20 protein-coding genes and 4 pseudogenes are annotated in these 26,726 nt (G+C 66.9%); 11 read left to right on the forward strand and 13 right to left on the reverse strand.

Annotated features, from left to right (window positions below):
* Positions 1 to 87: 87 nt before the first annotated feature.
* Together BN118_RS10735 and BN118_RS10740 are read left to right on the forward strand one after the other, a co-directional pair.
* Positions 88 to 1,161, forward strand: coding sequence for a TauD/TfdA family dioxygenase (locus BN118_RS10735; protein WP_004566323.1), 1,074 nt, complete (start codon positions 88 to 90; stop codon positions 1,159 to 1,161).
* A gap of 77 nt (positions 1,162 to 1,238) precedes the next feature.
* Complete coding sequence (locus tag BN118_RS10740) at positions 1,239 to 2,099, forward strand: fumarylacetoacetate hydrolase family protein (RefSeq protein ID WP_014905816.1); 861 nt, start codon at positions 1,239 to 1,241, stop codon at positions 2,097 to 2,099.
* Between the two features lie 54 nt (positions 2,100 to 2,153).
* Here BN118_RS10740 and BN118_RS10745 read toward each other — a convergent pair whose 3' ends face one another.
* Together BN118_RS10745 and BN118_RS10750 are read right to left on the reverse strand one after the other, a co-directional pair.
* On the reverse strand, positions 2,154 to 3,050 hold the full coding sequence (locus tag BN118_RS10745; protein WP_003813501.1) for a TrmB family transcriptional regulator: 897 nt from the start codon (positions 3,048 to 3,050) through the stop codon (positions 2,154 to 2,156).
* Positions 3,051 to 3,091: 41 nt separating this feature from the next.
* Positions 3,092 to 3,907 (reverse strand): phosphosulfolactate synthase, encoded by an 816-nt coding sequence (locus BN118_RS10750; RefSeq protein WP_010930080.1) that lies wholly within the window; start codon positions 3,905 to 3,907, stop codon positions 3,092 to 3,094.
* A 113-nt stretch (positions 3,908 to 4,020) separates the two neighbouring features.
* Between BN118_RS10750 and BN118_RS10755 the strand changes: the two genes are divergently transcribed.
* Genes BN118_RS10755 through tcuA form a run of 3 tightly spaced genes read left to right on the forward strand, consistent with a single transcriptional unit; the run spans position 4,021 to position 7,904 of the window.
* On the forward strand, positions 4,021 to 5,253 hold the full coding sequence (locus tag BN118_RS10755) for a 2-methylaconitate cis-trans isomerase PrpF family protein (protein WP_003821482.1): 1,233 nt from the start codon (positions 4,021 to 4,023) through the stop codon (positions 5,251 to 5,253).
* 42 nt (positions 5,254 to 5,295) lie between these two features.
* Positions 5,296 to 6,480 carry a tricarballylate utilization 4Fe-4S protein TcuB gene (gene tcuB, locus BN118_RS10760; protein WP_014905817.1) on the forward strand — a complete coding sequence of 395 codons (1,185 nt, stop codon included), beginning with the start codon at positions 5,296 to 5,298 and terminating at the stop codon, positions 6,478 to 6,480.
* Between the two features lie 20 nt (positions 6,481 to 6,500).
* A complete protein-coding gene (gene tcuA, locus BN118_RS10765) occupies positions 6,501 to 7,904 on the forward strand; it encodes an FAD-dependent tricarballylate dehydrogenase TcuA (protein ID WP_014905818.1) in 1,404 nt (467 codons plus the stop codon).
* A gap of 49 nt (positions 7,905 to 7,953) precedes the next feature.
* On the opposite strand, the gene BN118_RS10770 is transcribed toward tcuA, so the two are convergent.
* The 8 genes and pseudogenes from BN118_RS10770 to dinB all read right to left on the reverse strand — a co-directional run bounded on the left by BN118_RS10770 (position 7,954) and on the right by dinB (position 16,733).
* Positions 7,954 to 9,408 (reverse strand): aldehyde dehydrogenase family protein, encoded by a 1,455-nt coding sequence (locus BN118_RS10770; protein WP_010930076.1) that lies wholly within the window; start codon positions 9,406 to 9,408, stop codon positions 7,954 to 7,956.
* Between the two features lie 104 nt (positions 9,409 to 9,512).
* Entirely contained in the window at positions 9,513 to 10,925 is a 1,413-nt protein-coding gene (locus BN118_RS10775; RefSeq protein ID WP_162471244.1) for an MmgE/PrpD family protein, read from the reverse strand.
* Between the two features lie 108 nt (positions 10,926 to 11,033).
* A pseudogene (locus BN118_RS21225) lies at positions 11,034 to 11,861 on the reverse strand (ABC transporter ATP-binding protein).
* Positions 11,837 to 12,664 (reverse strand): ABC transporter permease, encoded by an 828-nt coding sequence (locus BN118_RS10785; RefSeq protein WP_014905820.1) that lies wholly within the window; start codon positions 12,662 to 12,664, stop codon positions 11,837 to 11,839. Before BN118_RS10785 ends, BN118_RS21225 begins: the two are co-directional and overlap by 25 nt.
* Complete coding sequence (locus BN118_RS10790) at positions 12,661 to 13,533, reverse strand: ABC transporter permease (protein WP_010930074.1); 873 nt, start codon at positions 13,531 to 13,533, stop codon at positions 12,661 to 12,663. Before BN118_RS10790 ends, BN118_RS10785 begins: the two co-directional genes overlap by 4 nt.
* A gap of 19 nt (positions 13,534 to 13,552) precedes the next feature.
* The gene (locus BN118_RS10795) at positions 13,553 to 14,527 is read right to left on the reverse strand and encodes an NrtA/SsuA/CpmA family ABC transporter substrate-binding protein (RefSeq protein WP_003821473.1); all 975 of its coding nucleotides are present in this window, start codon (positions 14,525 to 14,527) and stop codon (positions 13,553 to 13,555) included.
* A gap of 71 nt (positions 14,528 to 14,598) precedes the next feature.
* Complete coding sequence (locus BN118_RS10800; RefSeq protein ID WP_005012067.1) at positions 14,599 to 15,549, reverse strand: IS481-like element IS481 family transposase; 951 nt, start codon at positions 15,547 to 15,549, stop codon at positions 14,599 to 14,601.
* A gap of 98 nt (positions 15,550 to 15,647) precedes the next feature.
* Positions 15,648 to 16,733, reverse strand: coding sequence for a DNA polymerase IV (dinB, locus tag BN118_RS10805; protein WP_003810865.1), 1,086 nt, complete (start codon positions 16,731 to 16,733; stop codon positions 15,648 to 15,650).
* Between the two features lie 97 nt (positions 16,734 to 16,830).
* On the opposite strand from dinB, the gene BN118_RS10810 reads away from it, so the two are divergent.
* Positions 16,831 to 17,241: a PaaI family thioesterase gene (locus BN118_RS10810; protein WP_010930072.1), complete on the forward strand. Its 411-nt coding sequence runs from the start codon at positions 16,831 to 16,833 to the stop codon at positions 17,239 to 17,241.
* A gap of 2 nt (positions 17,242 to 17,243) precedes the next feature.
* Here the strand turns inward: BN118_RS10810 and BN118_RS10815 are convergent.
* A pseudogene (locus BN118_RS10815) lies at positions 17,244 to 17,695 on the reverse strand (BPTD_2524 family lipoprotein).
* A 159-nt stretch (positions 17,696 to 17,854) separates the two neighbouring features.
* Here BN118_RS10815 and BN118_RS10820 point away from each other — a divergent pair.
* The 5 genes and pseudogenes from BN118_RS10820 (at position 17,855) to BN118_RS10840 (ending at position 25,293) form a co-directional block, all read left to right on the forward strand.
* The gene (locus tag BN118_RS10820; RefSeq protein WP_014905821.1) at positions 17,855 to 19,768 is read left to right on the forward strand and encodes a S9 family peptidase; all 1,914 of its coding nucleotides are present in this window, start codon (positions 17,855 to 17,857) and stop codon (positions 19,766 to 19,768) included.
* 135 nt (positions 19,769 to 19,903) lie between these two features.
* Complete coding sequence (locus tag BN118_RS10825) at positions 19,904 to 22,516, forward strand: penicillin-binding protein 1A (protein WP_014905822.1); 2,613 nt, start codon at positions 19,904 to 19,906, stop codon at positions 22,514 to 22,516.
* A 98-nt stretch (positions 22,517 to 22,614) separates the two neighbouring features.
* Positions 22,615 to 23,562 (forward strand): annotated as a pseudogene (locus tag BN118_RS20535) (IS481 family transposase); the annotation flags it as partial.
* Positions 23,563 to 24,267: pseudogene (locus tag BN118_RS20540) on the forward strand (aldo/keto reductase); the annotation flags it as partial.
* 45 nt (positions 24,268 to 24,312) lie between these two features.
* Positions 24,313 to 25,293, forward strand: a complete 981-nt coding sequence (locus tag BN118_RS10840; RefSeq protein WP_003810847.1) for an aldo/keto reductase — start codon at positions 24,313 to 24,315, stop codon at positions 25,291 to 25,293.
* On the opposite strand, the gene BN118_RS10845 is transcribed toward BN118_RS10840, so the two are convergent.
* Complete coding sequence (locus BN118_RS10845; protein WP_003810850.1) at positions 25,290 to 25,502, reverse strand: hypothetical protein; 213 nt, start codon at positions 25,500 to 25,502, stop codon at positions 25,290 to 25,292. The genes BN118_RS10840 and BN118_RS10845 overlap by 4 nt on opposite strands.
* Positions 25,499 to 26,680: a PepSY-associated TM helix domain-containing protein gene (locus BN118_RS10850; protein ID WP_003810851.1), complete on the reverse strand. Its 1,182-nt coding sequence runs from the start codon at positions 26,678 to 26,680 to the stop codon at positions 25,499 to 25,501. The genes BN118_RS10845 and BN118_RS10850 overlap by 4 nt, the downstream gene beginning before the upstream one ends.
* Positions 26,681 to 26,726: the final 46 nt, after the last annotated feature.

Below are 26,726 nucleotides of genomic sequence, written 5' to 3' on the forward strand. Positions count from 1 at the left end.
GAACCGCAATCCCGCCACGCACGCGTGGCAGGGGCAAACTCGTCCGCCGGTTTCGCAGCCGACGGGCCATCCCGCAGGGAGAATGCCATGAACGAAGCATGCACGCCGACCGAAGCGTCGCTGGACTCATACCGGAATGCACAGGCCTGGTACGGGCCGCAGCTGGACAAACACCCGGAATACTGGGTGCATCACCTGACCGGCCCCGAGCTGGAGCAGCTGGACCGGGCGGTGCGGCGCGCCGACGCCGGCGGCAAGGACATCACGGAATTGAGCCAGGACGACTTCGAACTGGGCGAACTCGGCCAACGCCTGCAACACGTCAAGCATGAAGTGCTGCACGGGCGCGGCCTGTACCTGATCCGCGGCGTGCCGGTCGAACAGTACACCATGCGGCAGTCCGCCATTGCGTTCTGGGCGCTCGGAACGAACCTCGGCCTGCCCGTCTCGCAAAATGGCAAGGGGCACGTACTGGGCCATGTCGCCAATCTGGGGCTGGATTATGCGGACGCCGCCGTGCGCGGCTACCAGACCTCCAACCGGCTTCCGTATCACACGGATTCATCGGACATCGTGGGCCTGCTGTGCGTCAGGCCGGCGAAGGCCGGCGGGCTGTCTTCGGTCGTCAGCTCCACGACCGTCTGGAACGAACTGGCCGCCCGTCACCCCGAACACGCGCGCACGCTGCTGGACAGTTTTCATCGCACGCGCTGGGGCGAGATCCCGGAAGGACAGAAGCCCTACTCGTCGAGCCCCGTCTTCGCGCCCTACCAGGGGCGCATGTACGCCAACTACGTACGCAGCGCCATCCGCAAGGCGCAGGCGCTGCCGTCCGTGCCACGCCTGAGCGCCCAACAGAACGAGGCGCTCGACTGCCTGGACGCACTGACATGCGATCCGGCGCTCTACCTCGACATGGACTTCAAGCCCGGCGACGTGCAGCTCCTGTCCAACTTCACCATCTTCCACTCTCGCACGGCGTATGAAGACTGGCCCGAAACCGAGCGGCGCCGGCATCTGCTGCGCCTGTGGCTGGCCTGCGAGGGCGGCCCGCCCATCCCGGAACCGCTGCTGCGGCGCAATGGCCTGGCCAGCAACGGCCGGCCCAACGGCATCGAGGTCCCCGGCGTCAAGCCCAACGCGCCCCTCGTGCCCCAATAGGGGCGCGGGCCCAAGCCCCGTCCGCACCACCGAACCGCGGAGCACGCACGCTCCGCCCACACCACCGTCGAGAAAACATGCAATTCGTGAACCTAGACCACGCCGGGCGCGCGATGGCCGCCGTGGCGCACCCTCATGGCTATGTCCTGCTGCCCGGCCCGGAAAACGGCGACTCGCCCGAGCTGGGCGAGCGCATACGCCGGGAAGAAGACCTGCCCGCGCTCGGCGCGCAGGCGCTCGCCGCCGGCACGCCGCTTGTCGCCGGCTCGGCCGCCGTGCTCGCCCCCCTGCTGACCCGGCCCGGCAAGATCATCTGCCTGGGCCTGAACTACTACGATCACGCCAGGGAGGGCGGCCGCGACAAGCCGACGTATCCATGGTTCTTCCTGCGCGCTCCCAGCTCGCTGGTGGCCCACGGGCAAGCCGCATGGCTGCCCCGGGTCTCGGGTCATTTCTATTACGAAGCGGAGCTGGCCGTCGTCATCGGCAAGCGGGCCAGGCACGTCATGCCGGAACAGGCCCTGGACATGGTGCTGGGCTACGCCTGCTTCAACGACATGTCCGTGCGCGACTACCAGAAGAAAACACCGCAATGGACCGTGGGCAAGAATTTCGACCGTACCGGCGGCTTCGGCCCGGCGCTCGTCCTGGCCGGCGACCTTCCGCCGGGCGGACGCGGCCTTGGCATCGCATGCCGGGTGAATGGGCGGACGGTGCAGGAAGCCAACACGGACGACATGATTTTCGACGTCGCGGAGGCGATCGGCATCGTTACCGAATGCATGACCCTGGAACCCGGCGACGTTCTGGTAATGGGAACGCCCGCCGGCGTCGGCATGGCGCGGACTCCCCCGCTCTGGCTCAAGCCGCAAGACACGGTCGAAGTGGAGATCGAGCGCGTCGGCCGGCTGTGCAACCCCGTCCTGGCCGAGCCCTGATGCGGTGCGCGGCCCGGGCAAGGCACGCCTTGCCCGTTGTTTGGGCCCGCCGGCTCAGGCCGCCGTGGCCTTGCCGGCCAGCCGGGCAGGGTCGGCCGTTTCCAGGAATACCTTCAATGCATCCGCCTGATCCGCGGGCAGGTAGCTCTCGCGCAACTTGACCAGCGCCGGTCCGAACTTCTCCTGGATCTCGTCGCCGAAGCAGCTGAAGATCTCGGCAAAGTAGATCTCATGGCGCAGCAGCGAGTCGGCCAGGGTGACGATGGGCTTGTTTTCCGTATAGGAGCCGTAGGCATCCCGGCCGACCTCGGCGACCAGGGCCTCTTTGTAGTCGCGCGTGACGGTGATCAGCTTGTGCGAGATGCCGACGCGTATGCCGTTGCCTTCGTGCAGATAGACCTTGCAATTCTTGCCCAGCTCGAACGGCCGGACATCCTCGCCGAACAGGATGATCAACACCTTGACGCCGCGCCGGGCGGCCTTCTTCAAGCTGGGCAAATGCGGCTCCAGCGTGGTGTCCGCGGCCTTGATGCGAATCGTGTCGCGCGCCGAGCCGATCATCTTCTCGATATGCAGGCCGACCGCCGCCGCGTCGTTAAGCGACCATACCAGGTCTTCCTGCGGCAGGTGGCCGATGTTCTTCAGGCTTTCCTTCAGGTCTTCGCAGCGCAGCTGGGTGAGCTCGACCATCTGGTTGAAATAGCGGTTGGGATCGACGGCGACATACTTGACCGGATTCTCCGAAACCGCCTGCACGGCGCCATTCTTGCGCAGCGCCTCGAGCACGGAGTAGCAGTTGGCCTTGGGAATGCCGGCTTCCTTGCTGATTTCGTAGGCGGTTGCATTGGGCGTGAGCAGAAGCGCGATATAGGTCTTGGCTTCGTAATCGCTGAAGCCCACGCCCTGCAGGTCCTTGATTATCTTCTCGTACGCCGATCTCGTATTGTTCATCTGGAAACTGCCTTGCTGTCGTGACCGTGCCGGGGCCTGCCTCAGATGCGGGACAAGATGGAGTAGTTGACCGCACGGCCCACGCCGTAGCGGAATCCTTGCAGGCGCAGCACCTGGTCCGCGGTAATGTTGGCGAGATTGACGCCATCGCCGAATTTCTCGAGCAGCGTCGCGTGGCCCTTCGGGAAGGCGTACGGGTCCGCCTCGATGAATATATTGCGAAACCAGTCCCGGGCGGCAATGTCCTTGAGTATAGCCGGATTGCTGGCGCTGACGCAGTCGATCTCGGACTGCTCGATGATGGTGTGATGCACGCCCATGGCCACATTGCTGCGGATGACACGCTCGAGTTGCGCCAGGCTGAACGGCTCGGTCGGGTTCTTCCTGCCGAACTCGTATATCACCTCGAAGCCATGCTTTTGCATCGTCTCTATATGGCGCATGCGTTCGTCATCGCCGAAGTCGAGATAATTCTCCGAGACCTCGATCCTGGGCATGCCCAGTTTCTTCAGGTGCCGGATGTAGCCGTCCAGCTCGTTCTTCAGGTACGCATACTCGAACAGTATGCCGCCGGCGTATGGCTTGATGTCCGCATCCCGGTAGATCCGCACGGTCTCGCGCACGATCTCTTCGGGCAGGATCAGGGCGTTCAAGGCGTAGATCTTGGCGTAATCGATGTAGTCGGCCACGCAACGCAGGTAATCGCGCAGGCTGGCGGGCCCCGCCCAGCCGAAACCGTCCGGACCGAAATCGATGACCGACGTGAGCCCGACGGCCCGCGGCTTCTTCGAACGATGGTCGTGATCGAAACTCAACGGCGACAACGAGGCAACAGGTGCGGTACGCGGCTTGTCCATGATCGAGCCTTGACAACGGTTTTGATGGTAGTAGTATTATTCACTACTTCCAATATCCTGTAAAGACGCAGGCACCGGCCGCCGTCCCGCCAGGATCCGCAAGGAGACCGCCCATGGATGCACCCGCCCAAGAACCGCCGCGCACGCAGGCCCCTCCCTCACCGCTTTGCGTGACGGCCGATCCGGAACAACTCAGCCTGCCTTGCCTGTACATGCGGGGCGGCTCCAGCAAGGGCGGCTTTTTTCTCGCGGCCGACCTTCCGGCCGACCCCTTGGAGCGGGACGCGACGCTGCTGGCGGCGTACGGCTCGCCGGATGCCCGGCAGATCGATGGCATCGGCGGCGCCGATCCCCTGACCAGCAAGGCGGCCATCGTCGCGCGATCCGGGCGCCCCGACGCGGACGTCGAGTACACCTTCTGCCAGGTCGACCTCACGCGCGCCCAGGTCTCGACCGGCGGCAACTGCGGCAACATGCTTGCCGCGGTCGGCCCCTACGCGGTCCTGCGCGGCCTGATCCCGGCCCGGGAGGGACAGAATCGCGTGCGCATCTACACCACCAACACCAAGCAGGTGGTGGAGGCCAGCTTCGCGGTGCGGGCCGGCGTGCCTTGCGTCGAGGGGCCCACGGTGGTGCCCGGGGTGCCAGGCAGCGGCGCGACGGTGGCCATCGACTTCGGCGACTGCGCGGGTTCCGTGTCCGGAACCTTGCTGCCCACCGGCCGGGCCGCCGACGCCATCGAGATCGACGGGCGCCCCGTCCGCGTCTCGCTGGTCGATGCGGCCACGCCGTTCGTCTACGTGGTAGCCGAGGACATAGGCGGCGACGCCACCGCCACCCCGCAGGACATCCAGAACGACAGTGCGCTCATGGACCGCCTGGAGCAGGCGCGCGGCTGGGCCGCCGTGACGCTCGGCCTGGTCGACGACGCCCGCAAGGCGCGCGAGACCAGTCCCAACGTGCCGCGCGTGATGATGATATCGGCGCCGCGCGACTACGTGGCGGGCGACACGCCCATCAAGGCCGCCGACATCAACCTGTGCGTGCGCCAGCTGGCGATGCAGAAACCGCACAAGGCCCTGGCGGTGACTGGCGCGGTGTGCACCGCCATCGCCTGCCGCATCCCAGGTTCGGTGGTGCAGGAGCAATTGCGCGGCGATACCGGCAGCGAGATCCGGCTTGGCCATCCATCCGGCGCGCTTTCGGTCGATTCGCAAGTGGACCAGACACCAGCCGGGCCGCGGGTCCGCAAGGCCGCCCTGAACCGCACGGCGCGCCTCATCATGGCGGGCCAGCTGTTCATCGCGCGAGAGAAGATCCGCCAACTCATGCAACGGATGCGGTAAGGCCGCGCCGTGCGCGGACATTCAGCGAAGGAGAGGAGACAGATGAGCACACCCTATACCGAAAGCCAGGTCATGGCCCGCGCAACGATACCGATCGCGGTGGAAGACACCGGCATCGAGCACGACGAAGCGCAGGCGCGGCGCATCCTGACGATCTGCAATGCGTGCCGGTACTGCGAGGGATTCTGCGCGGTGTTCCCGGCGATGACGCGGCGCCTCGACTTCGTGAAAGAGGATGTGCACTATCTCGCCAATCTTTGCCATAACTGCGGAGCCTGCCTGCATGCCTGTCAGTACGCGGCGCCGCACGAATTCGACGTCAACATCCCTCGCACCCTGGCCAAGGTGCGCCTGAAAACCTATTCCGAGTATGCGTGGCCGAGGGCGCTGGGGCAGCTCTACGACCGTAACGGCCTGACGCTGTCGCTGGCGACGGCCGTGGGGCTCTCGCTCTTTCTGGCGCTGCTGTTCTGGCTCAACGGCGCCCTGTGGCACGCCCCGTTGCAGGGCAATTTCTACGCCATATTCCCGCACAACCTGCTGGTGGCCATGTTCGGCCTGGTCTTCCTGTATGCGGCACTGGCGCTGGGAATCGGCGCAACCCGTTTCTGGCGCGGCACCCGCCAGGACGCCGCGCCGCCGTCCTCGGCCAGCGGCGCGGCCGCGGAGGCTTCGTTCGACGTCCTGACGCTGCGCTACCTGGGTGGCGGACACGGGGAAGGCTGCAACGAAGAAAGCGCGCGCTTCACCCTGTGGCGGCGCCGCTTTCATCACCTGACGTTCTACGGCTTCATGCTGTGCTTCGCGGCCACCGGCGTAGCCACGGTCTATCACTACGCGCTGGGCTGGCAGGCGCCCTACCCCGTACTCAGCCTGCCCGTACTGCTGGGCACGGCCGGCGGCATCGGCCTGCTGATCGGGCCCGCCGGACTCTACCTGCTCAACCGCAAGCGCCACGCCGACCATGGCGACCCCGCCCAGCATGCGATGGACCGCGGATTCATAGCCCTGCTGTTCTTCGTGAGCCTGACCGGCCTGCTGTTGCTGGCGCTGCGCGACACGTCATGGATGGCGGTGCTGCTGGCGGTGCACCTGGGCTTCGTCATGGCCTTTTTCCTCACCATGCCGTATGGCAAGTTCGCCCACGGCATTTATCGCAGCGCCGCACTGCTCAAGAACGCCGTCGAGAAACGCACGCCCGGCACGCTCAATGTAGGCGCTGACTGAACCAACCCCTGGAGGAACGGATGATAGACGTACTGGTGATTGGTGGCGGCAACGCCGCGCTGTGCGCCGCCCTGTCGGCGCGCGAAGCGGGCGCGAGCGTTCTGCTGCTCGAAGCCGCGCCGCGCGAATGGCGCGGCGGAAACTCGCAGCACACGCGCAATCTGCGCTGCATGCACGACGCACCGCAGGACGTGCTGGTGGAGAGCTACCCGGAAGAAGAATACTGGCAGGACCTGTTGAAGGTCACCGGCGGCATCACCAACGAGCACCTGGCCAGGCTCGTCATCCGCCGCTCCTCCAATTGCCGGCCGTGGATGCGCAGCCATGGCGTACGGTTTCAGAACTCGCTGTCCGGAACCTTGCACCTGGCCCGTACCAACGCATTCTTCATGGGCGGCGGCAAGGCCCTGGTCAACGCGTACTATCGCAGCGCCGCCGCCCTCGGGATACAGGTGCGCTACGACACGCCGGTGGCGGCCATCGAGCGCGACGGCGAGCGCTTCGTGGCCGCCGTCCTGGAAGACGGCGCCCGCATCGAGGCCGGCAGCTGCGTACTAGCGGCCGGCGGCTTCGAGTCCAACCTGGATTGGCTCGACCAGGCCTGGGGCACCAACGAGAACGGCGAAAGGCCCGCGCTGCAATTCCTCATCCGCGGCACCCGGTACAACCGGGGCGTGCTGTTGCGGCACATGCTCGACAGCGGGGCCGACGCCATCGGCGACCCCACCCAGGCCCATATGGTGGCCATCGACGCGCGCTCCCCGTTGTACGACGGCGGCATCTGCACCCGCATCGACTGCGTACCGCTGGGCATCGTGGTCAACCGCGCCGGCCAGCGCTTCTATGACGAAGGCGAAGACTTCTGGCCCAAGCGGTACGCCATATGGGGCCGGCTGGTGGCCCAGCAACCCGGCCAGATCGCCTGGTCCATCATCGACCGCAAATCGATCGGCCGCTTCATGCCGCCCGTGTTCCCAGGCACGCAGGCCGACAGCATCGAGGCGTTGGCGCGCAAACTGGGCCTGCCCGTGGAGCAGACCAGCCGGACCATCGCCGAATACAACGCCACGTGCATATCCGGCACGTTCGACCACACCGTGCTGGACGACTGCCGCACGCAGGGGCTGACTCCGGCCAAGACCCACTGGGCCAGCCCCATCGTCGAGCCGCCCTTCCAGGGCTTTCCGCTCAAGCCGGGCATCACCTTCACCTACCTGGGCCTGAAGACCGACGACACGGCCGCGGTCCGCTTCAATGACCGGCCCAGTCCGAACCTGTTCGTGGCGGGCGAAATGATGGCGGGCAATATCCTCGGCAAGGGCTACACCGGGGGCATCGGCATGGCCATCGGCACCGCCTTCGGCCGGATCGCCGGCGCCGGCGCGGCGCAGCACGCCCTGGCCGGGCGCCGCCAGGCCGCCTGAACGCAACGGCCCGCCTGACGGCGGGCCGCTTTTCGGACCGGATCGAGAACTACTGGTTGAAGACGATCAGGCGCTCTTCGGTCATCTCGCGGGCCGCATAACCGGGCCCCTCCTTGCCGAAACCGCTGTCCTTGACGCCGCCGAACGGCATGACGTCGCACCGCGCGCTGGAGGTCTCGTTGATATGCACCGTACCGAAGCGCAGCGAACGAACGGCGCTCATGATACGGGCGTGATCATTGGTGAAGATACCGGCGGCCAGGCCATAGGGCGTGTCGTTCGCGCTGGCCAGGACGTCATCGAAGCGGGCAAAGCCCCCGACCGACACCATGGGCGAGAACACCTCGGTGCTCCAGGCCGAGCAGGACTCGGGCACGTCGGCCAGGACGGCCGGCTGCACCACCGCTCCCTGGCGCTCGCCGCCGCGCACCAGGCGCGCGCCCGCCTCGACGGCCTCGGCGATCCAGGCTTGCGCCCGCGTCGCGGCCGCCTCGCTGATCATGGGGCCCACCCGCGTCGCGACGGCGCGCGGATCGCCGGCAGGCATGTCGTCCAGGTAGCGGGACAAGCGTTCGATCAGCTCGTTCTTGAGCGCGTCCTCGACGTACAGCCGTTGAATCGATGTGCACACCTGGCCGGCCTTGCGGAACGCCGCGTTGGCGATCCGCGGCACGGCGGCCTCGAGATCGGCATCCGCGCAGACAATGGTGCTGGCGATGCTGCCCAGTTCCATCTGCGTGCGCCGCAACCCGGCGGCACGCTGGATGATGCGCCCGACCCGGGTACTGCCCGTGAATGTATAGAACGCCACATCCTGCTCTTCCAGCAGCCACGTGCCGACGTCATCGCCCTCGCCCTGGACCACGGCCAGGAACTCGGGCGGCATGCCGGCCTCGAGCAGCACCCGCGCCAGCAGCGCGCTGGTCAGCGGCGTGAAGGCCGACGGCTTGAGCACCACGGCATTGCCCGCCGCGAAGGCCGGCGCAACCTTGTGCAGCACCGTGTTCAAGGGCGCGTTGAACGGCGTGATCGCCGCCACCACGCCCACCGGGACGCGCACCGTGAACCCCAGCTTGTGCTCCGCGCCCGGGCTGGCCTGGAACGGCACCATGCTGCCGGTCAGACGCAGCGCTTCGTCGGCCGACAGTTCCAGCGTCACCTTGGCCCGCGTGAACTCGGCGGAAATGTCGTGAACGGTAAAGCCGCCTTCCACCATCATGACGGCCTCGAAGTCCTGACGATAGGTGTCCAGCAAGCCGGCCGCGCGGCGCAGGACGGCCGCGCGTTCGCGCGCCGCCGGCGCTCCCCGGTCGGCCGCCGCCTTGCACTGCGCCACCGCCTGCGCGACCTGCCGGCGGCTGGCGCGGAAGACCTCGGCTGCGGGCACCAGGGTGTATTTGTCCAGCACCGGAAAGCTGCCCTCTCCCGCCTGCCAGACGCCGTTGATCAGGATGCCTGTGTACTCAGCCATCGACCGTTGCGCAATCCCGTCCGTCACGTTCATCGCTTAATCCTCGTATGGGCGCAACACCCGCGCCCTCGGGCCTGATGCCGCGGGGGCGGCCGGCGCCCCCGCGGTTCATTGTCGCGCATCCCGGCGCGGCGGCGTCAAGCGGCGCGCAGCGCGGGAGTCTGGCCAGCCGCCTTCAGCGGTCCGATCAGGTCCGCGATCGCCTTCTCGTCCTCCAGGCGCATCAGGCGCTGCGAAAACTCGCCGCTGACCTGGCTGGACGTTTCGACCATGTCCACCAGGCCGGTGAACTTGTCGGTCAGCTCCTGGTCGGTCAGCGGGTTGCTGGGCTCGCCCTTGGGCTCGGCCTGGTCGCGCTGCAGCACCCGCCCGTCCTTCAGCGTGACCGCCATGGCCGCCTGGCGGCCGGTGACGCCGTACGCAGGCTCCATGATGAGACGCGTGCGGTCCGCCGCGGCCTCGTGGACGCGCTGGTCGTTGAAACCGTCCCAGTACTCCCGCAGGCCGTTGCGCCCGCCCGCCAATGCCAGCGCGACACCGAACTCGGTGCTGCCCATGGCGGCGTTCAGGTTGGACGCCTTGGGCTTGGACGCCTGGCGGATCGACAACTCGCACATGCGCACGTCGATCTTCTCGACGTCCTCCAGGCGCACCCCCTCCTCGAAGAACTGCTGAGCCAGATCGATGGGGCCGTGCGCATAGCGGCAGGCGGCATGCGGCTTGAAGCCGACCTCCATGATGACGAAGCGCTCGCCCAGTCCGTCGAGCAGGTCGTCGACGCGGATATCTTCGCAGTAGGCGTTGAAGAAGCCCTCCTTGCATTCCAGGGCCTTGCGCGGGCCGGCGAAGCCGCGGCTGGCCATGACGGCCGCCATGGTGCCGTTGAAGGCCGATTTGCCGGGACTGAACGGCTTGGCCATGCACGGATCGTCCAGGTATGACTGGATGCCCGCCGACTGCATGGCGGCCAGGCCGATCGCCGCCGCGATGCCTTCTTCGTCGCAACCAAGCAGCTTGGCGCCCCCGGCGGCCGCGCCGAACAGGGATACCGTGCCGGTGGTGTGAAAGCCGCGCTGGCGATGTCCGGGGTTGATCGCCTTGGCGATGCGGACCGCCACTTCATAGCCTGCGACGATGGCCGTGATGACGTCGCGGCCGCTTTTGCCGTTGGCCTCGGCCAGCGCCATGATCGAGGGAATCATGACCGAACCGCCCTTGATCAGGCCCGACCCATGCGCGTCATCCAGCTCCACGCCGTGGCCCAGCATGGCATTGCACATGGCCGCCAGCGGCGCGGGCACCTTGAACCCGTAGCCGATGACGGTGGCCTCGGGCTTGCCTCCCCATTCGCGCACGATCTCGACCACGCGCCGCGCCGGCTCGCTGATGGCCGAAGCCGCGATCTGGTTGCCCAGTCCATCGCGAATGATCAGCTTGGCCTTGTGCAGCACCTCCTCGGGCAAGTCCTCGAACTTCAGGTCGTGCACCAGTTTGGCGAAACGCCGGGTCAGGCCCTGGAGTTTGGCGGCGGTTTCCTCGTTCATGCTCATTTCTCTCACCTCGGTATGGTTGACTGCAAATTGGGAGTATCTAATGATACTACTTTAAATCAGGCGCGCCAATATGGAATGCGGCCGGCATCGCCGGCCCGCCGCGCGTCACGCCGCCACGCGCCGCTCCATGCTCATGGATTTGTCGACTTCGGCCGACAGGATGCACGTCACCTCGTCCTCGTACGCCTTCACGCCCTCGTCGCCGGCGCCCCTGGGATGGGGCAGGTCGATCTTGATGTCGGCAATGATGGAGGACGGCCGCGCGCTGAAGATCAGCACGCGGTCGGCCAGCAGCACCGCCTCCGACACACTGTGCGTCACCATGACGATGGTCTTGTTCGCCTCTGTCCAGAGGCTCTGCAGGTCATGGATCATGTAGTTCTTGGTCTGCACATCCAGCGCGCCGAATGGTTCGTCCAGCAGGATCACCTCCGGGTCGTAGGTCAGCGCCCGGGCGATCGCCACCCGTTGCTTCATGCCTCAGGACAGCGTGGACGGATACGCATCCTCGAAACCGTCCAGCCCCGCCAGGGTGATCCACTTCTGGGCGCGCCGCCGCGCTTCCTGCGGCGGCGTCTTCTTGATGTCCAGGCCCAGCGTGACGTTCTCCATGACGGTGCGCCAGGGGTACAGGACGAACTCCTGAAAGACGATGCCGCGGTCCGGGCCCGGGCCGCGTATCGGTTCGCCGTCCAGTTCGACGGCGCCGCCTGAAATCCCTTCGAAACCCGCGATCACATACAGAAAGGTGGATTTGCCGCAGCCGCTGGGGCCGATGATTGCGACAAACTCCCGTTCCCCGATGCTGCAGGTCGCATCCTTGATCGCCAGTACGTCGCCGAACCGCATGCTCACGTTCCTGGCCACGATCTTGTCCCTTGCCATCTCCGTCTCCCGTTTCGTTGTTTTCAGCGTTCGACCTGGACGCCCCATTTGCCGACCGTACGCTCCTCGAACGCGCCCATCAGCACGTTCTCGATCAGATAGCCGAGCAGCGCAATCATGATCAGCCCGCCGTAGATGGTGGTCATGTCCATGAACTCGGAGGCCTCGTAGATCATGAAGCCCAGCCCGTAGGAGCTGGCGGCCAGCATTTCCGCGGCGATCAAGGCCCGCCACGCATAGCCGCTGCCCAGCCGCACCCCGGTGATCAGGTACGGCAGGATGCCGGGAACGATCACCTTGAAGAAGATCTGCAGGCGGCTGGCCCCCATCGAGCGCGCGACCCAGAACACCTTGACGTTCATGTTCTCGATGCCGGCCACTACGTTGAGGATCACCTCGAAGCTGGCCGCGATGAACACGATCAGGATCGTGGTCTTGTTGTCGACGCCGATCAGCAACAGCAGGATCGGCGTCCAGGCCAGCGTGGGCACCGGCATGAACAGGCTCAGCAAGGGCTTGAAGACGAACCGCCCCCAGCGGGTCAGGCCGATCAGGATGCCGATCAGGGTGCCGACGGCCGCCGCCAGCGCAAGGCCGGCCAGCAGGCGCATCATGCTGTAGTACACATGGCGGTATAGCTGTCCGCCGTGGACGTCGGCTCCGGAGTCCGACCAAAGCGTGGAGAAAATACTGCTGGGCGGGGGGAACAGGAAGTCGCTGACCAGGCCGGAGCGCGCCAGGAATTCCCAGATCAACAGCGGCACGCCCAGCGAGACCAGGGGCACGAGAAGCCGGTCGAAAACCCTGGCCCCGTCGTCGCCAGGCATGGAGGAAGCCATTGCGCTGCTCATTTCGATCCTCCTATGCGCGAGGCGCCATGCCATTTCCTGATGGTGCGCTGCTCCAGCATGCCGAATATCCCGTATTCGATCGCCATGCCGATCAAGGCCAGCAGCGCGATGCCCACGAACATGGTCGAGACGTCCATATAGCTGCGGGCGGCGAAGATCATGTAGCCCAGGCCCGTGCTGATGGCCGCCAGCATCTCGGCGGCGACCAGCGTGCGCCACGAGTGGGCCATGCCCAGCTTCAGGCCGGATATCAGCGCCGGCAGGCAGGAGGGCAGCAGGACGTTCAGCAGGACGTGCCGGCGCTTGCCGCCCATGCTGCGCACCACCCAGATCGACTGTTTGCTCACTGCCTTGACGCCTTGGATCGTGCTGTAGAGCACAGGGAAGAACGCGCCCAGGAAGCATACGGTGATGATGGTCCGGTCGCCCTGGCCGAACGCGACCAGCAGGATGGGGGTCCACGCGACGGCGGGCAATGGCAGCATGACGCTCAGGATCGGGCTGGTCCATTTGTGGACCGACGGCATCAGGCCCAGGCAGAAGCCCAGCGGTATCCCGATGAGCACGCTCAGCAAGAAGGCGCTGATGGCGCGATACAGGCTGGCGCCGATGTGCTTGAACAGCATGCCCTGCTCCGGCCCGGTGGAAAAGAGCTGCTCGCTGGCGCGAGCGAAGATCATCGACGGCGAGGGAAAGATGTTCGAGGCGATCCACCCCGCCCTGACGGCGAACTCCCAGAACACGAGCAGGGTGACGATGGGCAGCATGAACCGGCCGAACTCGGCGTACGCGGCGCAAGCGCCGGGAGTACGCCGCGCGGCAGGCCTGATCATGACCGTGTGGGCTGTGGTTGCGGCAAGCGGCTTCATGGGGTCTCCGTGATCCGGCTCACTGCCTGGCCTTGGCAAGCGCGGCAGCCCGCTCGTAGTACGACTTCTGAACCAGCTTGCCGAACTCCGGCATGGCGTTGATGCGCCCGGCAGCGATCATGGGCTCGGCGATGGCGGGCAGCTCTTCGAGCAGGCGATCCTCGATCCGCGGATCCACCACGATGCGCGAGACGGCCAGCTCCATCGCCTTGGGCGGGATGCTGACGCCGGACTTGCCCAGCTGGGCCGCGATCATCTCGCCGGCCTTCTTGGGATCGTTCGCGGTCAGCTGCGACATGTCGATCATGGACGCGATGTACTTGGCGACCGCTTCGGGGTGCTTGCCGGCATACTCGCGATTGACGAGGATGAAGTTGGGGCTTTCGTTGACGCCCTTCATCGACTGGATGCGCTTGACCGCGCCGTTGACTTCCGCCAGGGCGACGTGCGGCTCCCAGGCCAGGCCGGCATCGACCACGCCGCGGTTCACCGCCGCCGCGATATCCTCGACCTTCATGTTGACGAAGCGGAAATCCTTGGGACTGAGCTGGTTCTTCTCGAGGTACAGCATCAAGGTGCCGTGCGCGCCCGAACCGCTGACCACCCCGATCTTCTTGCCTTTGAGATCGGCGATCGATTTGTACGGGGCCTCGGGCCCGACGATGATGCCGTAACGGTCGCCGCCGTACTGGTTGGCGGCCACGATGTAGAACACCTCGGGCTGCTTGGCCGCCATGGTGACCAGCCGCGCCGCGCCGCCGGACACCACGTCCACGCGGCCGGCCAGGAACGCCTTGAGAGAGTCGCCGGCCGAACTGTAGGTCGAGATTTCCGTTTTCAGCCCGTAGGGCTGGGCCCAGTCCCGGGCCTGGTACAGCTCGTCGGTGGGGACCGCCTGCAACCCCAGGCGTATGGTGTCCTGCGCCTGGCTGGCGCAAGCCGCAACCACACCGAGCAACGCGCCGGCCAGCCGGCGGCAAATGCGTGACTTCATGGTCAGTCTCCTTGGCTTGTTATCGATCCGCCTTTAGCAGTATCAATTGATACTACCTTTGTGAAAGCAGTCTAGCTGTGAACTGTCAATAGGTTGTATTCGTCCAGGTTGAGTCTGGAGATGGGTACAGCGCGCCCGATGCCTTGGTGGGGTCGATGCCAGTTGTAGTGGTGTAGCCAGGATTTCATGGCATCGGCTCGGTGTTGGGAGTTCTGGTAGGTGTGAGCGTAAGCCCACTCACGCAAGGCCGACTGGATGAAGCGTTCGGCCTTGCCATTGGTCTGTGGGCGGTAAGGTCGGGTAAAGCGGTGCTTGATGCCCAGCTCATGGCACAGCGCGGCGAAGGCGCGGCTGCGAAAGGCCGAGCCATTGTCGGTGAGCAAGCGCTGGATGGTCACGCCCAGGCGCTGGTAGTAGGCCACTGCGTCCTTGAGGAACTGGACGGCGCTGGGGAAGCGCTCGTCGGGGTGGATGTCGGTGAAGGCCACGCGGGCGTGGTCATCGATGGCCACGAAGACGAAGTCCCAGCCGGCCCCCTCAACGGTATCGCGTCGGTTGCCCGTGACCCGGTGGCCAGGGCGCTGGATACGTCCCAGCTTCTTGATGTCGATGTGCAGCAGATCGCCGGGGGCCTGATGCTCGTAGCGCACCACCGGCTCGGCCGGCTCCAGGTCGGCCAGGTGCGACAGACCGGCGCGGGCCAGGACGCGGCTGACGGTGCTGGCTGACACGCCCAGCGCCTGGGCGATGCGCGCTTGGGTCAGCCGCTTGCGGCGCAGCTCCACGATAGCCAGCGCCTTGGCCGGCGCAATCGCTCGGGGCGAGACCGTCGGGCGCGAGGACGCATCGGCCAAGCCCGCCTGGCCCTGAGCCAGGAAGCGGCCCAGCCATTTGCGCACAGTCGGCGCGGTGACCCCATAGGCGCGGGCCGCTTCAGGCACACAAACTTGATGGGCGATCAATTGCTGGACCATTTCGAGTCGACGTAGGAAGGTCAATCGGGCATGCTTATGGGTGTTCATCCGGCCGGGCTCCTTGAGTGAACTGGGGGGTCGGCGATTTCCAGTTTCTCAAATCCGGTTCGGATGAACCATGCATACAACCTATTGAATCTTCACAACTAGAAGGCGTCGCCGAACAGCTCCGCCTGGCGCGGCGCCTCGGCCTGCGCGTCGGGGAAATTGCTCATCCCCACCCCGACCAGCCGGTAGCGCGTGTGCGCCGGCAGGTCCACGCGGGTACAAAGCTGGCGCGCGATCGCCGCCAGCTCCGCCGCCGAGCCCGGCGGCTGCATCAGCGTCAGGCTGCGCGTCAGGATGCGGAAGCGGTCGGTCTTCAGCTTCAACACCGTGGTGCGCCCGATGCGCCCTTTCTTCGCGCCCTGCTCCCATACCTTGGCCGCCAGCCGCTCCAGCGCCTCGCCCAGCGCCTCCAGCGCCAGGTCGGTGTCGAACGTCGTCTCGGCCGAAACCTGCTGCGCCGGCTGGTCCGCCTGCACCGCGCGCTCGTCGATGCCGCGCGCCAGCTCGTACAGGCGCACGCCATAGCGCCCGAAACGCTGCTCCAGCTCGGCCACCGAATGGCGGCTCAGGTCGCCCACCGTCTGGATGCCCAGTTGCTCCAGGCGCGCCTGCATGACCTTGCCCACGCCCGGCACCTTGCGCACCGGCAAGGGTTGCAGGAAGTCCAGCACGCGCGAGGGCTTGATCACGAACAGGCCGTCGGGCTTGTTCCAGTCGGAGGCGATCTTGGCCAGGAATTTGTTGGGCGCCACGCCCGCCGAGGCGGTCAGGCCGGTCTCCTCGCGTATCTGGCGCCGGATGATCTGCGCCACCTCGGTGGCCGAGGCCAGGCCCAGCTTGTTGCACGTCACGTCCAGATAGGCCTCGTCCAGCGAGAGCGGCTCGATCAGGTCGGTGTGGCGCGCGAAAATGGCGCGCACCTGGCGCGACACCTCGCGGTAGCGATTGAAATCGGGGGGAACGTAGACCGCGTCCGGACAGAGCCGCTGAGCGCGCGCCGCCGCCATCGCCGAATGCACGCCATAGCGCCGCGCCTCGTACGAGGCCGCGCACACGACCGAGCGCGGCCCGGTCCAGGCCACCACGACCGGAAGGCCGCGCAATGCCGGATTGTCGCGCTGCTCGACCGACGCATAGAACGCATCCATGTCGATGTGCACGATTTTGCGCTGGAGCTGGGACATGACTGAAAAGCGTCGCCGCCTGCCGCGGCCGGAAAAAGCGATATTATGGCTCGCCTCTTACCTTCACCACAGATCTGTCACGCAACAGCTACCCATCATGTCGACACCACACACCGACTTTTTCGGCCTGACCATTCCCTTCATGCAGTTGCTCGGGGTGGTTCCCGAGCACTCGGGCAACGGCACCGCCCGCACCCGGCTGCCGGCGCGCGCCGACCTGGTCAACAGCCGCGGCGACATCCACGGCGGCACGCTGATGAGCGTGCTGGATTTCACCCTGGGCGCCGCCATCCGCGGCGACACCCCCGAAGTCGGCGTGGCCACCATCGACATGAACACCAGCTTCATGTCCCCGGGGCGCGGCGACCTGGTCATCGAAACGCGCTGCCTGCGCCGCGGCGCGTCGATCGCCTTCTGCAAAGGAGAGATCCGCGACAGCGCCGGTGAACTGGTGGCCAAGGCCACCGCCACGTTCAAGATCATCCAGCGCCGCCCCGGCGGCGACTGAGCCTAGCGGTTGGGCAGGCGCCAGACTTCCTCGGTCGGCGCCGGATCGCCGGCATATAGGCCACGCAGGACGGCACTCCGTACACGACCGCTTCGCGCATGGCGCGCAGCGCGTCGGTATTCCAGATACTCTTGCCCCACATGCCGATATAGACGTTGGAGCTGTGCGCATCGATGGTGCCGATCTCCACGCGCGCCATCTCGCCGTCGAAGAACGGCGCCACGACCCGCACCAGGCCGGTGCGCGCGTTGTCGTCGAGTTCGCCCACCACCCGGTAGCCGCCCTGGCCCACCAGGCAGCGCTCGGCCTGCACCGTCGCGTAGCGATAGGCGTCCTGATAGTTGGTCTGCAGCTTGTAGTTGCCCGACACGGCGCCGGCCCCTGGCGCGGTGCCCACCGAGCAGCCAGCCAGCCCCACCACCCCCGCAACCGCGGCAATCCGTGCAATGCGCATGATTTCTCCCGATGACATGGGCGCGATTATCCCGCATATCGGGGCCGTTCGACACTGCCGGCGCGCCTGTGGCATGATCGACACGGTCGCCGGCGCCGGCGGCACGCCCAACGCCGTATCGCGCGGCCGCGCCGCGCCCGCATTCTCCGGAGGTTCCCCTTGCTCACCCTCATCAAGCGCACCGTCCTGGCCGCCGGCCTGATCGGCACCACGCTGGGCGCGGCCGCCCAGCCCCCGCGCGCCTATCCGCTCAAGGACTTCTTCCGCAACCCCGAGCGCGGCTACTTCCGCCTGGCCGACGACGGCAAGACGCTGGGCTTCATGCAGCCGGTCAGCATCGACGGCCAGCCGCCGCGCATGAACATCTACGTGCAGGCGCTGGCCGACGGCGTGCCGGCCGGCGAGCCGCGCAAGCTGACCAGCGAAACCGCGCGCGATATCAGCAATTTCTTCTGGAAGGGCGACGACACCGTGCTCTACCAGAAAGACTTCGGCGGCGACGAGAATTTCCACGTCCTGGCCGTCAACGCGCGCACCGGCCAGGTCGCCGACCTCACCCCCTACGAGGGGGTGCGCGCCTCGATCGAGGACGACCTGCCCGACGACCCCGACCACGTGCTGATCAGCCACAACCGGCGCGACCCGCAGGTGTTCGACGTCTACCGCGTCAATGTGCGCACCGGGGCGGCCGAACTGGTCGCGCAGAACCCGGGCAACGTGGTGGACTGGCAGACCGACCATGCCGGCAAGGTGCGCGCCGCCATCACCAGCGACGGCCTGAACACCACCCTGCTCTACCGCGACGACGAGGCCGCGCCGTTTCGCCCGCTCATCACCACCGACTACCGCGTGAGCGTCAGCCCGGCCTTCTTCACCTTCGACGACAGGAAGCTGTACGCCCTGAGCAACCGCGGCCGCGACAAGCTGGCCCTGGTGGTCATCGACCCGGCCACGCCCGACGTGGAGCAACCCGTATTCGAACCGGACGAGGTGGACCTCGACGCGGCCGGCTATTCGCGCAAGCGCAAGGTGCTGACCGTCGCCTCCTACCAGACCGACAAGCCGCGCCACCGGTTTTTCGACGCCGAGACCGAAGCCCTGTACGCCCGGCTGGCGCGCGCCCTGCCCGGCTACGACTTCGCGCTGCAGGGCTGGAACCGCGACGAGGACACCTTCATCGTGGCCGCCTACAACGACCGCACGCCGGGGTCGCGCTATCTGTACGACGCGCGGCGCGACAGCCTGCACAAGCTGGCCGACATCAATCCCGCCATTCCCGAGGCCGACATGGCGCCGGTGCGGCCCGTCAGCTACCAGAGCCGCGACGGCCTGACCATCCACGGCTATCTCACCCTGCCGGCCGGACGCGCGCCCAGGAACCTGGCCTGCATCGTCAACCCGCACGGCGGGCCCTGGGCGCGCGACGGCTGGGGCTACAACCCGGAAGTGCAGTTCCTGGCCAACCGCGGCTTCTGCGTACTGCAGATGAACTTCCGCGGCTCGACCGGCTACGGCCGCAAGTTCTGGGAAGCCGGCTTCGGCCAATGGGGCCTGAAGATGCAGGACGACATCACCGACGGGGTGCAATGGCTGATCGACCAGGGCATCGCCGACCCGCGGCGCATCGGCATCTACGGCGGCAGCTATGGCGGCTACGCCACGCTGGCCGGCGTCGCCTTCACGCCCGACCTGTACGCGGCGGCGGTCGACTACGTGGGGGTATCCAACCTGTTCACCTTCATGAACACCATACCGCCCTACTGGAAGCCGCTGCTGGCCAAGATGCAGGACATGGTGGGCGACCCGGTGCGCGACAAGGCGCGCCTGGAAGCCACCTCGCCCGCGCTGCACGTCGACCGCATCAAGACGCCGCTGTTCATCGCCCAGGGCGCCAAGGACCCGCGCGTCAACAAGGCCGAGAGCGACCAGGTCGTCCAGGCGCTGCGCCAGCGCGGCGTCGAGGTCGAGTACATGGTCAAGGACAACGAAGGCCATGGCTTCCACAACGACGAGAACAAGTTCGAGTTCTACGCCGCCATGGAAAAATTCTTCACCGAGCACCTCAAGCCCTGAGTCCGGCCCCCGCCCCGGCGGGGGATCGGTCCGATCCGTCCCGCATTACGCCGGCGCAGCGCCGTGCACGTTTGGTTACGGAAACCAATTCCCCCAGATGCCGGTCTATGGTGTTCTGCCCTAGAATCGGCACCGATGAATACGTCTTCGCAATCCACCAAGCCGCCCCCGCCCGGCGGGCCGCGGCTGTTTCGCAAATCCCTGTTGATCAAAGCGGGCGTGGCCGTGGCCGGCCTGGGCGCCGCGGGCGCGCTGGCGCTGGGGCTGGCCCTGGCGCTGGCCTGGCCCAGCCTGCCCGAGCTGCACGCCATGACCGACTACCGGCCGCGCGTGCCCTTGCGCGTCTATACCGCCGATGGCGTGCTGATCGGCGAGTTCGGCGAAGAACACCGCAACGTGTTGCGCGCCGACGAAATCCCGCAGGTCATGAAGCAGGCCGTGCTGGCCGCCGAGGATGACCGCTTCTACCAGCATGGCGGGGTGGACTGGATGGGCGTGGCGCGCGCCGTGCTGACCAACATGGTCAAGCTGTCCAAGAGCCAGGGCGGCAGCACCATCACCATGCAGGTGGCGCGCAACTTCTACCTGTCCTCCGAAAAGACGTACTCGCGCAAGTTCTATGAACTGCTGCTCACCTACAAGATAGAAGCCGAGCTCACCAAGGACCAGATCCTCGAGCTCTACATGAACCAGATCTACCTGGGCCACCGCTCATACGGCTTTGCCGCCGCGTCGCGCACCTATTTCGGCAAGCCGCTGTCGGAGGTCACCCCGGCCGAGGCCGCCATGCTGGCCGGCATTCCCAAGGCGCCCTCGCGCGCCAACCCGCTGGCCAGCCTGCCGCGCGCCACCGCGCGCCAGCAATATGTGCTGGGCCGCATGCAGACGCTGGGCTACCTGACGCCCGAGCAGGTGCAAGAGGCGCGCGCGCAGACCATCGTCCTGCGCGGCAGCGAGGGCGGCCCGGCGCATGGCTTCGCCATCCACGGCGAGTATCCCGCCGAGCTGGTGCGCCAGCTGATGTACAGCATCTACCAGGACGGCGCCTATACGCACGGCATCGACGTCTACACCACTATCGATTCCAAGGCCCAGCAGGCCGCCTATCGCGCGGTGCGCGCGGGCGTGCTCGACTACACCCGGCGCGCGCCCTATCCCGGCCCGCAGGCGCAGATCGACCTGCCCGACGGCATCGAACAAGACGCCCAGGCCTTCGACGAAATCCTCGACAGCGTGCAGGACCAGGCGCCCGACAGCGACGACCTGCTGGCCGGCGTGGTGCTGTCGACCAGCCCCACCTCGGTGACCGTGGCCCGCACCGCCACCGACATCGTCACCGTCGACGACAAGAAAGCGCTGGCCATCGTGGCCCGCGCGCTGGCCCCCAACGCCAAGGATGCGCTGCGCATCCGGCGCGGCTCGGTGGTGTACCTGCACAAGAACGGCGACACCTGGGAAATCATCAACATGCCCGCGCTGCAGGCGGCCCTGGTATCGATGTCGCCGGCCGACGGCGCGATCAGCGCCATGATAGGCGGCTTCGACTTCCACCGCGGCTCGTTCAACCGCGTCACCCAGGCGTGGCGCCAGCCCGGCTCCACCATCAAGCCGTTCGTCTATGCCGCCGCGCTCGAGCGCGGCATGACCCCGGCCACCCAGGTCAACGACCAGCCCTTCATGCTGACCGCCGAGCAGACCGGCTCGCGCGCCTGGCAGCCCAAGAACGACGGCAACCGCTACGAGCCCATGCTCACCTTGCGCGAAGGGCTGTATCGGTCCAAGAACATGGTGTCGATCCGCATCCTGCAGGCCATCGGCCCCGAGTACGCGCGCGACTACCTCACCCGCTTCGGCTTCGAGCAGGCGCGCTGGCCCGCCATGCTGCCGCTGGCGCTGGGCGCCGGCGGCGCCACCCCGCTGCAGGTCGCCAACGCCTACAGCGTGTTCGCCAACGGCGGCTATCGCGTCACCCCCTACCTGATCGACCGCGTCACCGACCGTTCCGGCAAGGTCCTGATGCAGACCACGCCGGTCAAGGCCGGCGACGAAACCGCGCGCGCCATCGACCCGCGCACGGCCTGGGTGATCGACGACATCATGCACGACACCACCACCAAGGGCACGGCCGCGCGCGTCTACCGCACGCTCAAGCGCAACGACATCGCGGGCAAGACCGGCACCACCAACGACGCGGTCGATGTCTGGTTCTCCGGCTACACCGCGCAGCAGACCACCACGGTCTGGATGGGGTTCGACCAGCCCCGCTCGCTGGGCACCAACGAATTCGGCAGCGGGCTGGCGCTGTCCACCTGGCTCGACTACGAACAGCCCACGCTCAAGGGCACGCCCCAGGCGCCGCGCGCGCCGCGGCCCCAGGGCCTGATCGTCGACAACGGCGAGTACTACTTCAGCGAATTCCCGCCCGGGCAGGCCGTGGCCGCGCTGGATCTGTCCAGCGGCGACGAGCTGACCGACTTCCTGAACAACATGCGCCCCAGCGACGGCGCGCCCGCGCGCGTGCAGCAGCCCGGGCAGCCGCCCGCCGGCTCCTCGTCGGGCGGGCAACCTCCCATTCCACCGATTCCGGTGCCCCGCGCCGACCTGCCCGACGGGCAGGCCACGCCGGCCAGCCTGCCGCTGGGCGCGCCGCCCGCGGCCGCCTCCGCACCGCCTGCCGCGCCCGCGCACGGCGGCGCCTCGGCCCAGCCCGTCACCCTGCCGGGCAGGGTCGGCGCCACGCCGCTCTAGCTGTGAAGATTCAATAGGTTGTATGCATGGTTCATCCGAACCGGATTTGAGAAACTGGAAATCGCCACCCCCCCAGTTCACTCAAGGAGCCCGGCCGGATGAACACCCATAAGCATGCCCGATTGACCTTCCTACGTCGACTCGAAATGGTCCAGCAATTGATCGCCCATCAAGTTTGTGTGCCTGAAGCGGCCCGCGCCTATGGGGTCACCGCGCCGACTGTGCGCAAATGGCTGGGCCGCTTCCTGGCTCAGGGCCAGGCGGGCTTGGCCGATGCGTCCTCGCGCCCGACGGTCTCGCCCCGAGCGATTGCGCCGGCCAAGGCGCTGGCTATCGTGGAGCTGCGCCGCAAGCGGCTGACCCAAGCGCGCATCGCCCAGGCGCTGGGCGTGTCAGCCAGCACCGTCAGCCGCGTCCTGGCCCGCGCCGGTCTGTCGCACCTGGCCGACCTGGAGCCGGCCGAGCCGGTGGTGCGCTACGAGCATCAGGCCCCCGGCGATCTGCTGCACATCGACATCAAGAAGCTGGGACGTATCCAGCGCCCTGGCCACCGGGTCACGGGCAACCGACGCGATACCGTTGAGGGGGCCGGCTGGGACTTCGTCTTCGTGGCCATCGATGACCACGCCCGCGTGGCCTTCACCGACATCCACCCCGACGAGCGCTTCCCCAGCGCCGTCCAGTTCCTCAAGGACGCAGTGGCCTACTACCAGCGCCTGGGCGTGACCATCCAGCGCTTGCTCACCGACAATGGCTCGGCCTTTCGCAGCCGCGCCTTCGCCGCGCTGTGCCATGAGCTGGGCATCAAGCACCGCTTTACCCGACCTTACCGCCCACAGACCAATGGCAAGGCCGAACGCTTCATCCAGTCGGCCTTGCGTGAGTGGGCTTACGCTCACACCTACCAGAACTCCCAACACCGAGCCGATGCCATGAAATCCTGGCTACACCACTACAACTGGCATCGACCCCACCAAGGCATCGGGCGCGCTGTACCCATCTCCAGACTCAACCTGGACGAATACAACCTATTGACAGTTCACAGCTACCGCTCGATCGACACGGCTGCCATCTATGGCAACGAGGCTGGCGTGGGCGAGGGGCTGCGCGCTGCGGGGGTAGCCCGCAAGGATTTGTTCGTCACCACCAAGCTGTGGAACGACCGGCATGGCTACGACGAGGCGCAGCGCGCCATGGACGAGAGCCTGCGCAAGCTGGGCCTGGCCTATGTCGACCTGTTCCTGATCCACTGGCCGGTGGCCGGCAGCGACAAGTTCGTCGATGCCTGGCGCGCCATGGTGGCGATGAAGGAGGACGGGCGCGCCCGCTCGATCGGCGTGTCCAATTTCACGATCGCCAATCTGCGGCGCCTGGTCGACGAGACCGGCGTGGTGCCGGCGGTCAACCAGGTCGAACTGCATCCGGGGTTCGCCCAGCGCGAGCTGCGCGCCTTCCATGCCGAACAGGGCATCGCCACCGAATCCTGGAGCCCGCTGGGCCAGGGCGCCGTCATGCACGACGCGACGCTGGCCGGGATCGCCGCGCGCCACGGCAAGTCGGCGGCGCAGGTGACGCTGCGCTGGCATCTGCAGAATGGCCTGATCGTGATTCCCAAGTCGGTGACGCCGGCGCGCATCCAGGCCAACATCGACGTATTCGACTTCGAATTGTCGGCCGACGAGATGGCCGATATCGACGCCTTGCCGGAAGGCCCGCGGCTCGGACCCGACCCCGCCACCTTCACCGGCTGATACCCGCGGCGCCGCCCCAGGGGGCGGCCAAGGAGCTTGGAGACCATGGAATACGTACGACTGGGCAGCACCGGACTGAAGGTGTCGCGCCTGTGCCTGGGATGCATGACCTACGGCGAGCCGGCGCGCGGCAACCACGCCTGGACGCTGGACGAGACGCAGAGCCGGCCGTTCTTTCGGCAGGCGCTGGATGCCGGCATCAATTTCTTCGATACCGCCAACAGCTACTCGGACGGCACCAGCGAGGAATTCCTGGGACGCGCCTTGCGCGAGTACGTGCCGCGCGACGAGGTGGTGGTGGCGACCAAGGTGTTCTTCCCCTTGCGCAAGGAACCCAACAGCGGCGGGTTGTCGCGCAAGGCCATCATGCGCGAGATCGACGCCAGCCTGCGGCGGCTCGGTACCGACTACGTGGACCTGTACCAGATTCACCGCTGGGACTACGACACGCCCATTGAGGAGACGCTGCAGGCGCTGCATGATGTGGTCAAGGCCGGCAAGGCGCGCTACATCGGCGCTTCCTCGATGCATGCCTGGCAGTTCGCCAAGGCGCTGTACCTGGCCGACCGGCATGGCTGGACGCGTTTTTCCACCATGCAGAACCACTACAACCTGCTGTACCGCGAGGAAGAGCGCGAGATGCTCAAGCTGTGCCGCGCCGAGGGCGTGGGCGTGCTGCCGTGGAGTCCGCTGGCGCGCGGGCGCCTGACGCGCGACTGGGCCGAGGGCAGCGCGCGCGCCGACACCGACGATGTGCTCAAGCGGCTGTACAGCGCCACCGAGCAGGCCGATCGCGGCGTCATCGACGCGGTGGGCGAGGTGGCGGCGCAGCGCGGCGTCTCGCGCGCGCAGGTGGCCATGGCCTGGCTGCTGCGTCAGCCGGCGGTGACCGCGCCCATCGTGGGGGCGAGCAAGCCGCGCCACCTGGAGGACGCGGTGGCGGCGCTGGCCCTGCGCCTGACCGACGAGGAGGCCGCGCGCCTGGAAGCGGCCTATGCGCCGCATCCGGTGGCCGGATTCGCTTAGCCGCCGCGGCGCGGGCCGGGCGCGGGACGGCGTTCGCGCGGGACGATCCAGAAGCGCGCGATCACCACCAGCAGCCAGGCCAGCGCCAGCCACGAGGCCCAGTGCCACACGCCGGTGCCCAGCAGGGCGGCGAGCAGCCCGAACACGCTGAGCGCGCCCAGCACGATGGGCATGCCCCAGACGAAATAGAAATGCTGGCGCGGCGTCATGCGGGCGTCCTTTGCGGTTCGGCTGCCTGCTGGTGGCGGCGCACCAGCTCGGCCACGCGTGCGTCGGTGGCCTTGCGGCGCGCCAGCCACAGGTAGAGGCCGCTGCCCAGCACCACGATGGTGATCAGGTCGAGCAGGGCCCAGATGATTTTCAGCGGCATGCCGCCGTAATCGCCGAAATGCAGCGGGCGCGACAGTTCCAGGACGGTGAGGTACCACGGCATTCTGGCGACGGCGGCCAGCTCGCCGGTCTTGCCGTCGACCAGCACCGGCGTGTTCAGCTTGGAGGTCAGCGGCGTATTGCCCTTGAGCCAGACGATGTAGTGCTGCGGGCTGCCGAAGGCATTGCCGGGATACGAGATGCCGGTCAGGGCGCGGTCGGGCACGGCCGCCAAGGCCGTGTCGGCGGCGCGCTGCGGCGCCGACAGCTCGGCCGGCCGCGGGACGGGCTTGCCTTGGTAAGGAGCCGTCATGGCCTGCAGTTCGGTCTGCTGCCAGAGGCGGAACAGCGGCGTGGACAACTCGTTGATGACGCCGGTCAGGCCGACGACGAAGGCCCAGACCAGGGTGACGATGCCCAGCAGGTTGTGCAGGTCCAGCCACTTCAGGCGGTTGGAACGCGAGGCGCGCACCGTGCCGAAATCCAGCTTCTTCATGAACGGACCGTACAGCACCACGCCCGAGACGATGGCGATGACGAACAGCAGGCCCATCAGGCCGAGAAACAGTTCGCCGGCCAGCCCGGCGTAGAGGTCCACGTGCAGCGCCAGCATGATGCCCATGAAGCTGAAGCGGTCGGCCGAATACTTGGGGCCGTCGTGCAGGATGTCGCCGGTGCGGGCGTCCACGCGCACCGCGTGGCCGGCCTCGACCGCCTGGCCCAGCTTGGGCGTGAAGCCGACATAGACCTGGGGTTCCTCGTCATCCAGGAAAACGTAGTCGATGTATTCGTCGGGGTAGAGCGCATGGGCGCGGGCGACGATGGTGTCGAGGCTGGCGTCGGGCGTGCCCTCGGCCACCTGCGCCACGGGCTTGCCCTCGTCGAGCAGGTGCTCGATCTCGTGGTGGAAGACCAGGGGCAGGCCGGTGATGCAGATGATCAGCAGGAAAAGCGTACAGACCAGGCTGGTCCATTTATGGACCAGGTACCAAGTCTTGATGGTCGACGCTGTACTCATGGAATAGTGGAAGTAGGTCTAAAAGCGGAAAAGTATCACGAATAAT

This window comes from Bordetella pertussis 18323 (genome assembly GCF_000306945.1).
Classification (GTDB): domain Bacteria; phylum Pseudomonadota; class Gammaproteobacteria; order Burkholderiales; family Burkholderiaceae_B; genus Bordetella; species Bordetella pertussis.

Bases quoted from the DNA above. Each gene is read 5' to 3' on its own strand.
- BN118_RS10735 (WP_004566323.1), top strand. From the start codon at position 88: ATGAACGAAGCATGCACGCCGACCGAAGCGTCGCTGGACTCATACCGG.
- BN118_RS10740 (WP_014905816.1), top strand. From the start codon at position 1,239: ATGCAATTCGTGAACCTAGACCACGCCGGGCGCGCGATGGCCGCCGTG.
- BN118_RS10745 (WP_003813501.1), bottom strand. From the start codon at position 3,050: ATGAACAATACGAGATCGGCGTACGAGAAGATAATCAAGGACCTGCAG.
- BN118_RS10750 (WP_010930080.1), bottom strand. From the start codon at position 3,907: ATGGACAAGCCGCGTACCGCACCTGTTGCCTCGTTGTCGCCGTTGAGT.
- BN118_RS10755 (WP_003821482.1), top strand. From the start codon at position 4,021: ATGGATGCACCCGCCCAAGAACCGCCGCGCACGCAGGCCCCTCCCTCA.
- tcuB (WP_014905817.1), top strand. From the start codon at position 5,296: ATGAGCACACCCTATACCGAAAGCCAGGTCATGGCCCGCGCAACGATA.
- tcuA (WP_014905818.1), top strand. From the start codon at position 6,501: ATGATAGACGTACTGGTGATTGGTGGCGGCAACGCCGCGCTGTGCGCC.
- BN118_RS10770 (WP_010930076.1), bottom strand. From the start codon at position 9,408: ATGAACGTGACGGACGGGATTGCGCAACGGTCGATGGCTGAGTACACA.
- BN118_RS10775 (WP_162471244.1), bottom strand. From the start codon at position 10,925: ATGAGCATGAACGAGGAAACCGCCGCCAAACTCCAGGGCCTGACCCGG.
- BN118_RS10785 (WP_014905820.1), bottom strand. From the start codon at position 12,664: ATGAGCAGCGCAATGGCTTCCTCCATGCCTGGCGACGACGGGGCCAGG.
- BN118_RS10790 (WP_010930074.1), bottom strand. From the start codon at position 13,533: ATGAAGCCGCTTGCCGCAACCACAGCCCACACGGTCATGATCAGGCCT.
- BN118_RS10795 (WP_003821473.1), bottom strand. From the start codon at position 14,527: ATGAAGTCACGCATTTGCCGCCGGCTGGCCGGCGCGTTGCTCGGTGTG.
- BN118_RS10800 (WP_005012067.1), bottom strand. From the start codon at position 15,549: ATGAACACCCATAAGCATGCCCGATTGACCTTCCTACGTCGACTCGAA.
- dinB (WP_003810865.1), bottom strand. From the start codon at position 16,733: ATGTCCCAGCTCCAGCGCAAAATCGTGCACATCGACATGGATGCGTTC.
- BN118_RS10810 (WP_010930072.1), top strand. From the start codon at position 16,831: ATGTCGACACCACACACCGACTTTTTCGGCCTGACCATTCCCTTCATG.
- BN118_RS10825 (WP_014905822.1), top strand. From the start codon at position 19,904: ATGAATACGTCTTCGCAATCCACCAAGCCGCCCCCGCCCGGCGGGCCG.
- BN118_RS10840 (WP_003810847.1), top strand. From the start codon at position 24,313: ATGGAATACGTACGACTGGGCAGCACCGGACTGAAGGTGTCGCGCCTG.
- BN118_RS10845 (WP_003810850.1), bottom strand. From the start codon at position 25,502: ATGACGCCGCGCCAGCATTTCTATTTCGTCTGGGGCATGCCCATCGTG.
- BN118_RS10850 (WP_003810851.1), bottom strand. From the start codon at position 26,680: ATGAGTACAGCGTCGACCATCAAGACTTGGTACCTGGTCCATAAATGG.